Source organism: Bifidobacterium phasiani (genome assembly GCF_019331775.1).
GTDB classification, from domain to species: Bacteria; Actinomycetota; Actinomycetes; order Actinomycetales; family Bifidobacteriaceae; genus Bifidobacterium; species Bifidobacterium phasiani.
The window spans coordinates 127,697-140,179 of the sequence record NZ_JAHBBD010000001.1 but is presented as its reverse complement, the minus strand read 5'-3'; the positions used below and the strand labels follow the sequence as shown (position 1 = coordinate 140,179).

8 protein-coding genes are annotated in these 12,483 nt (G+C 72.0%); 4 read left to right on the top strand and 4 right to left on the bottom strand.

Annotated features, from left to right (window positions below; translation table 11 throughout):
- Window positions 1-102: 102 nt before the first annotated feature.
- A complete protein-coding gene (locus tag KIH73_RS00570; RefSeq protein WP_219079572.1) occupies window positions 103-1,590 on the top strand; it encodes a sensor histidine kinase in 1,488 nt (495 codons plus the stop codon).
- Between the two features lie 113 nt (window positions 1,591-1,703).
- On the opposite strand, the gene KIH73_RS00565 is transcribed toward KIH73_RS00570, so the two are convergent.
- The 4 genes from KIH73_RS00565 to KIH73_RS00550 form a co-directional block, all read right to left on the bottom strand.
- Window positions 1,704-1,982, bottom strand: a complete 279-nt coding sequence (locus tag KIH73_RS00565; RefSeq protein WP_003809589.1) for a WhiB family transcriptional regulator — start codon at window positions 1,980-1,982, stop codon at window positions 1,704-1,706.
- A gap of 76 nt (window positions 1,983-2,058) precedes the next feature.
- Window positions 2,059-3,909, bottom strand: coding sequence for an FtsK/SpoIIIE domain-containing protein (locus KIH73_RS00560; protein WP_219079571.1), 1,851 nt, complete (start codon window positions 3,907-3,909; stop codon window positions 2,059-2,061).
- Between the two features lie 321 nt (window positions 3,910-4,230).
- Window positions 4,231-5,622 carry an LCP family protein gene (locus KIH73_RS00555; RefSeq protein ID WP_219079570.1) on the bottom strand — a complete coding sequence of 464 codons (1,392 nt, stop codon included), beginning with the start codon at window positions 5,620-5,622 and terminating at the stop codon, window positions 4,231-4,233.
- Between the two features lie 69 nt (window positions 5,623-5,691).
- On the bottom strand, window positions 5,692-7,158 hold the full coding sequence (locus KIH73_RS00550) for an LCP family protein (RefSeq protein ID WP_338023910.1): 1,467 nt from the start codon (window positions 7,156-7,158) through the stop codon (window positions 5,692-5,694).
- A gap of 293 nt (window positions 7,159-7,451) precedes the next feature.
- Here KIH73_RS00550 and KIH73_RS00545 point away from each other — a divergent pair, with 293 nt between their 5' ends.
- The 3 genes from KIH73_RS00545 (at window position 7,452) to KIH73_RS00535 (ending at window position 12,428) form a co-directional block, all read left to right on the top strand.
- Window positions 7,452-7,751: a WhiB family transcriptional regulator gene (locus KIH73_RS00545; RefSeq protein WP_219079568.1), complete on the top strand. Its 300-nt coding sequence runs from the start codon at window positions 7,452-7,454 to the stop codon at window positions 7,749-7,751.
- A 133-nt stretch (window positions 7,752-7,884) separates the two neighbouring features.
- Window positions 7,885-10,890 (top strand): glycosyltransferase family 2 protein, encoded by a 3,006-nt coding sequence (locus KIH73_RS00540; RefSeq protein WP_236022472.1) that lies wholly within the window; start codon window positions 7,885-7,887, stop codon window positions 10,888-10,890.
- Entirely contained in the window at window positions 10,887-12,428 is a 1,542-nt protein-coding gene (locus KIH73_RS00535; RefSeq protein ID WP_219079566.1) for a DUF5719 family protein, read from the top strand. Before KIH73_RS00540 ends, KIH73_RS00535 begins: the two co-directional genes overlap by 4 nt.
- The last annotated feature ends 55 nt before the right edge of the window (window positions 12,429-12,483 follow it).

The following is a 12,483-nucleotide window of genomic DNA, read 5'->3' as shown; positions in this document are numbered from 1 at the left end:
ATCGGGGACCTCCGGCTTCGGCGGCGCGCCGCTCCGTCGTCCCGCCGCCACGCCGCGCCGCGATGCGGGCGGGCGCAGGCCGGCTGGGGTAAGGTGGAGCGCATGGCAGACTTTTCGCATATCCTGGCAACACGTCCCGATCTCGACGACTCCGACCGCGAATGGCTCCACCAGCTGGTGGCCGACTGGCAGGTCATCGCCGACCTGAGCTTCGCCGACCTTCTGCTGATCCTGCAGGACGGCGACGGCAGGTACGTCATCGCCGAGCAGTGCCGCCCCTCGACGGTGATGAGCCTGCGCGAGGAGGACGTCGTCGGCAGCCAGATGCCGGACGACATGTCCGGCGAGCTGGACGCCGCGATGCGCTCCGGCGTCGTGTTCCGCTCCACCGTGCTGCGCACGGTCGGCAAGTCGACGGTGTGCAACGTGTACGCGCCGGTCCGCCACAACGGCAAGACCATCGGCCTGGTGGTGCGCGAGACCAACATGGCCACGCGCGAGTCCAACGGCCGCTACGAGTCGGAGAGCATCAACGCCGGCAAGCAGCTGTACGAGATGATCCCGCGCGAGCAGTTCCCGTACCGCGACTCGGTGATGAACCAGCGGCACATCGCGCGCGTCTCCGACGGCTTCATCATCCTGACCATCGACGGGGTCGTGCGCTACGCCTCGCCGAACGCGATCAGCTGCTTCCGCCGCCTGGGCTCGGTGCGCGCGATGCAAGGGCAGTACCTCAGCGAGATCGGCACGCAGCTGCTGCACAAGAACGACCCGGTCCCCGAGACGCTGCCGCTGGTGCTCAGCGGCAAGGCCGCCGTCGACTCGGAGCTGGACGCCAACCGCTCCGCCGTCTCGATGCGTTCGCTGCCGCTGTACGGGCCCAACGGCCGCACCGGCGGCATCGTGCTGTGCCGGGACGTCACCGAGCTGCGCCGGCGCGAGAAGGAGCTGCAGACCAAGGACGCCGCGATCTCCGAGATTCACCACCGTGTGAAGAACAACCTGCAGGCCGTCTCCGCGCTGCTGCGCCTGCAGGCGCGCAAGACCAAGTCGCAGGAGGTCAAGAAGGAGCTGGAGGAGGCGCAGCGCCGCGTGCAGACCATCGCGATGGTCCACGAGGGGCTGAGCCAGACCGCCGACGAGATGGTCGACTACGACAAGGTGATCTCGAACCTGCTCAAGATGAGCGTCGACCTCGCCACGATGCGCGACCAGCACATCAGCATCGACTTCATCGGCAAGTTCGGCATGATGCCGGCGCAGGACGCCACGCCGCTGTCGCTGGTGCTGACCGAGCTGATCACCAACGCGGTCGAGCACGGGTTCGAGGGCCGCAAGGACGGCCACATCACCGTGTCGGTGGGCCGCGGCGGCAACAACCTCAACGTGGTCGTGGAGGACGACGGCTCCGGCCTGGACACCGAGGAGCGCAACGGCATGGCGCGCACCTCCGGCTCCGGCCTGGGCACGCAGATCATCAACACCTTCGTCAAGAACGACTTCGGCGGCACCGTGCGCTGGGAGCCGCGCCGCGAGGGCGGCACCCGCGTCATCCTCGACATGAAGCTGCGCGCCGCGCAGTCCGAGTGACGGCCCGGCGGCAGGGCGACGAAAAAACGTGCACCCCGGATTCCGGGGTGCACGTTTTTTCCGATGAGGTCGTCGATGCGCGGCGACGAGCGGCGGGCGCGGCCCGCCGGCGCTCACACCTGCATCTGCATCGCCTGGGAGCGGCGGGCGCGCATCGCGCGGCGCTTCAGCGCGCGGCGCTCGTCCTCGCTCAGACCGCCCCATACGCCATAGTCCTGGTTGGTGTCCAACGCGCACTTGAGGCAGGCGTCGATCACCTTGCAGGTGCGGCACACGGCCTTCGCCTCCTCAATCTGCTGATAGGCGGCACCGGTGTTGCCGACAGGGAAGAACAGTTCGGGATCCTTGTCGCGGCACGCGGCCTTGGCACGCCAGTCAAAAGCACTGCTCATATTCACGCTCCCTCAAATCAGCTGATCCGACGTTCGGAAAAGTCCTTAAACAGATAACCACGAAACCGCCGACTTTTCAAGAGGTTTCGCTGCAAGAAACGGATGATGCCGGAAATCCGCCGCGATCGAGGCGCCCCGGCCCGGCCCCGCCCTCCTCGTCGGGCGCCAGGCACTGCACCGGCGCGGCGCGGCCGTCGCGCAGCAGCACCGCGCGGCCCGGGCGGGCGTAGTCGCGGGCCTCGAACAGGGCGAGCGCATCGGCCGGCACCCCGTCCATCATGTCGGTGGGCCGGTCGCCGGTGGGGAACACGATCCGGCAGGGGAACCGGGCCGGATCCCTGACCCTGCGCGAGTCCGCGACCGCGACGACCACGGTGGCCGACGGGTCGGCCAGCGCCTGCCGCAGCCGAACGGCCTCCGGACCGGTCTCGAGCGGGTCGAGCAGGTCGTCCGCGTCGTCGCAGAGCCACAGCCGGTGCGCCGGCGCCGGCGGCGCACACGGCGGCCGGCGGTCCGTGTGCGCGGGCCCGAGCTCGTCGGTGCGGTAGGCGCCGTGGGACCGCGTGGTGACGCGGACGCGCACGGCGGAGCCGAACCGGCGGCGCGCCTGACGGGCCAACGTGGCGAGCAGCGTGCTTTTGCCCCGTCCCGGCGGTCCGACGACGGCGGCGTTGCCCCGCCCGATGGGCAGCAGCGCGGCCGAGAAGCGCATGCCGTCGTCGGCCAGACCGAACGGCACCTCCGGCGGCGTGCCGGCCCGGTCCCCGGCGGGTCCGCATGCGGCCGGCGCCAGTGCCTCCACCGGACCCGCTCCGACGCTGCCGGGCAGCGGCGGCGTGAACAGTGGCTCCGGACGCGCGATGCGGTGGAACGCCGCCGCGTAGGACATCGCCGAGACCAGCGCGTCGACGTCGCCGGGGGAGGCGCACCGCAGCGCCGCGACGTCGGCGCCGTCGGAGAGGTAGGCCGCGCCCGGCGTCGACGGGCCGATCGAGGCGGCGCGCGCCGACCCGATCAGCTCGGTGGACTGCATCGCGTCGCGCACGCGCAGGCAGATGTTGAGGTTCATGTTGGCCTTCATGTCGGCGCCGACCTGCCCCAGCGGATGCTGCGTGCAGGCGATGACGTGCATGCCCAGCGACCGGCCCAGCGACGCGAGCCGGGCGATCCGCCCGACGCCGTCGGGCAGCTGGCCGCGCAGCGCGTGGAACTCGTCGACGACCACCACGATGCGCGGCGGCGGGTCGGCCAGCCGGTCGAAGGACCCGGCGCGCTCCCACGCGACCAGCCGCTCCCGTCTGGTCAGCTCGGCCTCCAGCGCCCGCAGCGCGCGCATCGCGTGCGCGAGGTCGAGGTCGCTCACGGCGCCGACGGCGTGCGGCAGCCGCTCCAGCGCGGCGAAGGCGGCCCCGCCCTTGAAGTCGAGGAACACGAACCGCAGCGTCCTCGGGGAATTGCATGCCGCAAGGGCCAGGCACCACGTCTGCAGCAGCATCGACTTGCCCGAGCCGGTCGTGCCGGCGACCAGCGCGTGCGGGCCCTGCCGGACCAGGTCGACCCGGTGGACGCCGGCGGCGCCGCACCCCAGCGGAACGCAATGGTCCGGCTCGTCCAGCCATCGCGCGACGATGCCGCGCCAGGGCAGCGGCTCGACGTCCAGTCCGAGCAGTTCGGCCAGCGGCCGGCTCTCCATCGCCCCGAAGTCGGCCGCCCCGGCGGGTTCGGCGGCGTTGGCGTAGGATGGCGGTCCGGCCCCGCCGCCGGCGGCATCGGGATCCTGCCGGCGGCGTGCGACGGCGAGCATCAGCGAGGCCACGCAGCCGACGAGGCCGGGGATGACCAGCGCCACGAACGGCCAGCGGCCCTCCGCCGCCATCATCGCGATCATCGCCAGTTGGGCGGCGGCGGGCGCGGCGAGCGTGAGCATGGTCAGCCGCCGTATTGTCGCCTCGGATGCGGGGCCGCGGTCCGGCCCGGCCCGGTCCGGGCGCCTGCGGACCCGTGCGCGGCCGCGATGCGCATGCGGGGTCGCGGGGCCGTGCGCCGCGCGGCGTCGTGATCTGCTCATGCCCCATATTCTCGAAGCGGGGCGCGCCGGGGCGCAAGCCCCGCCCGGCATTGTGGTCGAAGGCATGCGGTTGTCCACAATACGCGCGCGTCCCGCCGGCGACGGGACGCGCGGCGGGACGGCGGGAATGGTGTCAGCCGGGAATGGTGTCGGTGACGGGGGAGCGCGGCGGCCGCGGGATCAGCCCTCGGCGAGCGTGCCGACGGTCCCCGCCGGCTGCGTGCCGTCGGCCAGGGCGGTGAACAGCGTGAGGTTGCGTTCGTCGTCGAGCAGCACGCTGGAGCCGACGCCGTCGACGTAGTAGTCCGGGTTCGTCCAGTACACGCTGCCGGAGATGCCGTCGTCGCCCGTGGCGTCGCGGAACGCCAGCGCCATCCTGATCAGCGTGTACGGGTTGGTGTCCTCGTCGACGGTCACGGCGTCCAGCGTCGTCTCGGCCACGTTCGTCACCGTGCCGATGTCGGTCAGCGTGCCGGCCGACAGGCCCTTCCTCATGATCGCGCCGATGACCTGGCGCTGGCGTTCGCCGCGGCCGAAGTCGCCGAGCGCGTCGGCGTAGCGCATACGGGAGAACGCCAGGGCGGTGGTGCCGTCGGCGACGTGGCAGCCCGCCTGCCATTCCAGGCCGGAGTACGGGTCGCTGACGTCGCTGTCATAGCACAGCTCGATGCCGCCGAGGGCGTCGACGACGTTCTTGAGCCCGTCGAACTTGATCTGCGCCACATGGTCGATCTTCTGCCCGGTGATCGACTCGACGGTGGCCACGAGCGTCTGGTTGTCGTACAGCTCGGCGACGGCGTTGATCTTCATCGACATGTCGTCCACCGTCACCAGCGAGTCTCGGGGGATCGAGATCAGCGAGCTGTTGCCGCTGCGCGGCTTGGTCAGCACCAGGATCGTGTCGGTGCGCGAGCCGGTGATCTCGTCGTCGCCCTGGCCGTCCGCGCGTTCGTCGGAGCCGAGGATCAGCCAGGTGGAGGCCGGCGTGTCGGCGGCGCCGGTCAGCCACGGCTGCTTCGTCAGCCGGCCGTCGACCCAGTTCCATGCGCCGAACAGGCCGAGGGCCAGGGCCAGCAGCAGCGCCGCGAGCACGATGGCGACCACGCGCAGCGGCCTGATGCCGCGACGGCGGTGCAGCGCCGCCGCGCCCGCGCCGGACGGCGATCCGGTCGCGGGTCCGGAGGCGGCGGACGGCGGCATGGCCGGCCTCGCCGGCGACTGCGCCGAAACGGCCGGACGCGCGGCGCCTGCCGAGGCGTTGCGCGACGAGCCGGACGACCTGCGCGCCGGGCGGAGCACCGGCTGGAAGCTTTGCGGCGCCGACGGGGCGCCGGACGGCGCGCCCGCGGCCGAGGGGGCCGGATCGGTCCGGCCGGACGCCGGAGAGGCCGACGAGCGCTGCCTGGCCTTGGGGGCGAAGCTCGGCGGCTGGCCGCCCGCGGCGTGGGCGCCGTGATGCGCGGATGCGGGGGGCTGCTGGGCGGAGGACCGTGGCGAGCGCCGGCGGTTGCCGGACGGTATGAAGCTCGGCGGGGTGTTCTGCGCACCCGTGTCTTCCGGTCCCTCAGTCATGTTCCCTCCCGTGTGACTCATCTCCAGTCGTTTTTACACGGTGGAGTGGGGCATACGCCCTATCCTGCGTCATTCCTGCGCAGGAACGGCACATACGGTGGCATACAGGTACTGATCCGCCACGCCGAGGTACTGGCCGGTGACGGGGTCCTGGATGGTGCCGCTGTCGGGGTCGACGACGCCGCCCGTGGCCGGGTCGATCAGCGTGGTCGCGCCGGTGTACGGGTCGGTCTGCGTGATCAGGCCGGTCGTCGGGTCGGGGGTGGCGGCGGCCTGCGCGGTCCCGTCCGTCCCGTCCCCGTCCGTGCCCTCGCCGGCGGACGCGGCGCCGTCCTCGCCCGCGTCGCCCGCGGCCGCGTCCCCGGCCATGCCGTCGTCCGCTGCGCCGTCGTCCGAGGCGGGCGCCTCGGCGGGCTGGTCGACCAGCGGCTGCTGATTGACCAGCCTGGCCCACATGTCGTCGGCCGAATACGCCCAGACGACGCGGTTGATGTCGTAGGGGTCGGCGGCGACCGGGACGGTCTGCGTGTAGAAGTTCGAGGCGCTCATGCCGCTCAGGCTCATGGCCAGGCCGGCCAGGGTGGCCACGTCGGCCATGCCGGTGCTGATGTTCAGCGAGCTGAGCGCCGCCCTCGCCATCTGGTACAGCTGGCCCGACTCGGTGAGCAGGTTCTTGCTCAGGGCCTGGTTGAGCAGCGTCTTGATGAGGTACTGCTGGCGCGTGGTGCGCATCACGTCGGAGCCGTCGCCGAGGCTGTAGCGGGTGCGGGCGTACTGCGTGGCCTGGGTGCCGTCGAGGTGCCGCAGGCCGCGCGCGATGTTCAGCCCGGTGTACGGGTCGCTGATGTCCTCGGGGATGCACAGGTCCACGCCGCCGAGCGCGTCGATCATCTCGCTCAGGCCCTGGAAGTCCACGACGATGAAGTTCTGCAGGTTCAGCCCGGTCAGGGAGTTGACCGCGCTCATCGTGCAGGAGGCGGCCGACGCCAGGTCGCCGCCGACCGCGTAGGCGTTGGCGAAGATCGAGTTGAACTGGACGTAGCTCTGGGCCGGGATCGTGCCGTTCGACGTGGTGCAGCTGGGCACGCTGACCATCGAGTCGCGCGGGATGGACACCAGGTTGATGTACGAGCGGTCGGCCGCGATCTGCACGACCATCGTGGTGTCGGCGTTGTGCAGGGAGCCCATCTCGCCGCCGCCGATGGCGGAGTTGGCCTCGCCGTCGCGCGTGTCCTGGCCCAGCACGAGGAACTCGATGGTCTGCCCGGCGTTGGGGTCGATCAGCGCGTTCTCGTCGTCGCCGTTGCCGTCCTGGGCGACCACGTCGACCCGACCGTCCTCGATGGTCCGGTACAGGTCGTTCCACACCGCGGCGGCGGCCGTGCCGGCGAACGCGAGGACGGCCAGCAGGACCGAGACGAGCGCCGCGCGCAGGCCGTGCCGCACCGCATAGCCGGTGCTGTGCCGGGGGCGTGCCTTGGACGACCCTGCGATGTTGGGGATGCCACGGTTGTCGTTTCTGCGGTGTGAGGTCACGTCTGGCGCCTTCCTGTCGACGGTCCCGGGCGGCTGGGCCGAATCCCGTGCGGTTAACCAACCAAATTGTAGGACATCGCCCCGAGAACGGGGCCGGGGGCGACGGTCCTGCACATCACGTCCGCACATCGGGCGGGGCGGACGGGCGCCCTGGGCGCCGCGGCGCCATAATATACCATGATGTGCGCGATAAGGGGCGCATTGACACGGGAATGATTTGACAAATCGCGAACCGCAAGTGTGTAATTTAGGAGGTTGATCACAATTCAAGCTCAAGGCAAGGAGGGATGCCCATGTGGGGTGTCATCGATGAGTCCGCCGAAGAGCCGCTGAACGAGCTGTGGGGGCTGTTCAGGCCGGACGGGGATTTGTCGTGGCAGCATAAGGCGCTGTGTTCCCAGACCGACCCGGAGGCGTTCTTTCCCGAGAAGGGCGGGTCGACGCGCGACGCCAAGCGCGTGTGCGCGCAGTGCGAGGTGCGCGAGCAGTGCCTGGAGTGGGCGATCGAGCACGACGAGCGGTTCGGCATCTGGGGCGGCATGAGCGAGCGCGAGCGCCGCCGCTACAAGAAGGAGCGTAAGGAGCGGGCGTGACGCGCGGGTCCCGTGCGTACACTTATAAGCTATGACTTCCACAGGCAACATCGATATCCAGCAGATACTGGCCAGCCAGGCGGCGGACCGCCCGCGAGATCGTCGGCAGGATGTCGATCATACGGTTGCGGCCATGATCACGGTGGAGGAGGACCTGCGCTTCCTCCCGGACACCATACGGGCGGTGCTCGGCCAGACCGTGCTGCCCGGCGTCATCGTCGTGATCGACTGCACCGGCCGCACCGACCGGCCGTTGGCGTCCTCGTTCACCGTCGAGCCGGCGCATGCGCACGGCGCGCAGGGCCGGCGGGCCGACACCGTCAGCGTGCGGCTGGTGGGCGTCAAGGGCGCACGCTCGTTCTCGGACGCGGTCGCCAAGGGGATGCGCCGCGTCGACCTGGACCCCGGCACCAAGGCGCTGTGGACGCTGCACGACGACTCGCGCCCCGCGCACGAGACCTGCCTGGAGACGCTGCTGGAACGGTGGCGCTACACGCCGACGGCCTCGCTGCTGGGCGCCAAGCAGGTGGACTGGGGCGGCGGGAACCTGCACGACGTCGGCACCTACGCCGGGCGGCACCGCCTCGAATCGCTGGTGGTCGACGGCGAACCCGACCAGGAGCAGTACGACGGCCGCCGGGACGTGTTCGCGGTCTCGCTGGCCGGCGCGCTGGTGCCGCTCGCCACGCTGGACTCGCTGGGCGGCGTCGACCCGTGGTTCGGCACCTTCGCCGAATCCGGCGACTTCTGCCGGCGCATCTGCCTGAGTGGCGGCCGCGTGGTGGTGGTCCCCGAGGCCGAGATCGCCCACCGTCGCGCCCGGTACGAGGGCGTGCGCTCGCGCTCCGGCGAGCCGATCGACGAGGACGCCCCCGCCAGCGCGGCGATGGCCGTGCTCGAGGCGCGCCAACGCTACTACTACACGGACATCCGCATGGGGTGGTGGCCGTTGCTGTGGGTGCTGCGCCTGCTGCGCGCGGTCGTGATGGCGCTGAGCCGGCTGTCGCGCAAGCAGCCGTACGTGGCGCTGTGCGAGCTGCTGATGCCGTGGCGCGCCCTGGCGATGTTCCCCACGGCGGTGCGCGCGCGGCGGATAGTGGGCCGGCAGTCCAAGGTGCCGCTGTCCCGGCTGTCGGTGCTCGTGGCCAGCCGGCAGCAGATCGCCCGGTGGCGCGACCGCATGCAGGCGTTCCGCGACCAGCAGGGCAGCGTCGTGCTCGACCCGCTGGCCAAGGCGCATCTGCGCCGCCGGCTGCTGCGCCGCTGGATCTGCGCCGCCGCGGCCGCGGTCCTGGCGCTCGCCGTGGTGCTGGCGACGTATTGGGACGTGTGCCGCGCCGCCTTGTCCGGAGGCTCGCTGACCGGCGCGTCGATGCTGCCCACGGACGCCGGGTTCCTGCGGCTGCTCGAGGCCGCCACCACGTCGTGGACGCTGGGCGCGGGCACCGGCGCCGTCGCGCCGCCCACGCCGTGGCTGCTGGTGCTGGCCGCCGCCTCGGTGCTCACGCTGGGCAACGTCGCCGCCGCGACCGTGCTCGTCTTCGTCTCGTCGGCGCCGCTCGGCGTGCTCTCGTTCTGGGCTCTGGCCGGCGTGTTCACCCGCTCCGACGCGGTGCGCGTGACCTGCGCGCTGCTGTGGTTCTCGCTGTCGTTCGCGTTCGGGCTGTACGGGTCGGCGAACCTGGCGATGCTGACCGTGATGACGTTCCTGCCCGCCGCGTTCGCCTTCGCGTTCCGCGCCGTGGGCATGTACCACACCGAGGAGCCGGTCCGGCCCCACCATTCGGTGCAGGCCGCGGCGCTGTCGGCGCTGTGCTTCATCCCGGTGGTCGCCGCCGAGCCGCAGCTGCTGCTGCCGCTGGTCGCGACCTTCCTGGCGTTCCTGCTGTTCGTGCGCCGCCACCGCGCGACGCTGCTGCTCATCCCGCTGCCCTCGGCGCTCGTGCTGGCCCCCACGCTGGTCAACGCCGTGCACCACGCCCCGGAGGGCGCGTGGCGGCAGCTGTTCGGCGACGTCGCCGTGCCCACGTCCGAGACGAACGGCGTCCCGGCCGCGCTGGGCCTGGCCGACCTGGCTGCGCGCGCGTTCGGCGTCGACGTCGGCTCGGGATGGCTGTCCTGGCTGCGCGCGCCGCAGGTCGTGTCCTTCCTCGTGCTGGCGATGCTGGCGGTGCTGACGGTCCTGGCCGTCGTCTCGCTGTTCCTGCCGTTCGCGCTGCGCGTGTCGCGCATGATGTGGGTGACCACGGTGTGCGGCGGCATCCTGTGCCTGGCCTCGGCCAGGATCGTCGTGGGCGTCGACGCCGACGGCGCCGTGGCCGGCTCCGTGCTGCCCGGCATGGCGATGGCCCTGCTCGGCGTGCTCTCCTGCGTCTGCCTGGTCGCCGGCGGCGCCATCCGCCGTTTCGTCGCGCTGCGCCGACCGGCGGCCCGGCCCGGCGACGAGGAGGACGTCGACGTGAGGTCCACCGTGGTCGCCGTGGCGCGCGCGCTGCTGGTGGTGCTGCTGGCCGCGGCCGCGTGCCTGTGGGCGGGCTACGGCATCGCCGGGCGCGGGGACGGGCGCCCGGGCGTCGCCGACGGCGGCCTGCCGATGGTGGCCGTGGACTACCTGGAGCAGAGCCCCGACCACCGCATCCTTGCGCTGAGCGCGGAAAGCGGCAGCCGCATCAGCTACGCGTCGATGAGCACCGGCCGCGGCGACGTGATCGAGGTCTCCACGGCGCAGCGCGCGCAGGTCGCATCCGGGCAGCGCCCCGCCTCCGACGAGGCCATCGCCTCCGCCGCCTCCCGGCTGCTGGCCAACGCCGACTCCCAGGCCGTCGCCGACATCGCGGCGCTGGGCTTCGGCGGCATCTACGTCGTCGCCGACGGCGGCAGCGAGAACGCCGTCTCGCAGCTCATGGCGAACATCACCGCGTCCAACGGCACGCAGTCGGTGGTCAGCAACGCCTCGGGCACGTACTTCCGGCTGACCCTGGTCGACACGCTGACCCAGGGCGTCGACCTGAACGGGCAGCAGGCCGTGAGCGCCAGCCCCTGGCGGTACGCCTGGCTGTGGTGCGCCGGCATCGTCACCGCGCTGTACTGCATCGTCGCGCTGCCGCGCACCCATCGTTACAACCAGGAGGAAGCATGAGCGCCGACGAACCCCGCAAGTCCCTGCCCCGAGCCCGCGGACGCGCCTGGCGCGTCGTGCTCGGCTTGATCTCGATGCTCGTCATCGTCGCGGTGTTCGCCGCGGCCCTGTTCCTGCGGCCGTTCGCTTCGCTGGTCGACCGGGCGGCGGTCGGCTCGTCCGCCGTGACGAACGAGGTCAGCACCGAGCAGCTGCAGGCCTACTGCCCGTCCCGGATGGACCTGGTGGACACCGAGGCCTACGGCGACAGCGAGTTCCAGGTCTCGACCGGCAACGTCGCGTCGTCCGCGCGGTACGCGGCGTTCGGCTCGGTGTACCGCGCGCAGGTCTCGCCGCTCGGTCCGGACTACGCCACCGACAGCGAGACGCTGGCCGACCAGGAGGACGGCGACGTGCTGACGCTCGCCGGCGACGTCGACGACGGCGCGCGCGTGATGGACACCCGGCTGCTGGCCTCCGAGAACGGCACCGGCTCCGCCGCGTCGGTGGTGTCGTGGGCCACCGAGGGCGACATCCAGGGCCTGTCCGCATCCACCTGCGTCGTGCCCTCGCTCGAGCACGCGTTCCTGCTCACCGACACGCAGTCGGGCGTCACCCAGCAGCTGATCGTGGCCAACCCCACCGACCGGGCGACGGCGATCACGATCCAGGCCTGGGGCACGGCCGACGGCGAGCGGCTGGCGCTGTCGACCGGCAACACGATGACGGTCGACGCCTACGGCGAGGCGAGCGTGGACCTGGGCGCCGCGGCCTCGGGGCAGGACGGCGTGTACGTCACGCTGTCCAGCGACGAGACGCCGGTGGCCGCGGTGGTGCGCACCGTGCGCATGGACGGCCTGACCGCGCGTGGCTCCGACTACGCGCTGCCGGTGGACGCGGCCTCCCGCGGGGCCATGCTGCCGGGCGTGCGCGAGGGAGACGAGACCGCGGTCGAGGTGTTCGGCGAATCGGACGGCGACGTGACGGTGTACTGGGTCGGCGAGGACGGCCTCACCCAGGCGGCACAGGGCACGGTCTCGGCGAACCGGGTGGCGGTGTTCGACCTGCAGACGGCCCCCGAGGGCGTGCGGGGCGTCTTCGTCGACGCCTCGACGCCGGTGGCCGCCGGCGCGCGGATCCAGCGTTCGGGCGGCGACGGCCAGGCCGACTTCGCGCTGGTGCGGGCCGCCGAGCCGGCCGCCTCGTCCGCGGTGGTGCTGCCGGACGGCGTGGACGGCGAGCTGACCTTGATGAACGACTCCTCCGCGTCGGCGCGGGTGACGCTGCACGCCTACGACGCCGACGGCGTCGAGGTCGACGAACGTACGGTCACGCTGGACGCGCGATCCGCCCAAAGCCTTGCCGTCGCCGATCTGGAGGGCGAGGCCCGCATGCTGACGCTGGACGACGAGGACGCCGCGGTGGGCTGGGGCGTCAGGCTGTCGCACCCGGACGTCGACGACGCCGGGCTCGCCGGCATCGCCTATCTGGGCGCGACGGCGCTGACCCCGGTGCGCGAGACCGTGTCCGCGCGGAACGACCAGTCCATCGTGCGCTGAATCGGGCCGCGTCGGCCGGGGTCGAGGCGCCCCGCTGACGATCCGCACGATTTGG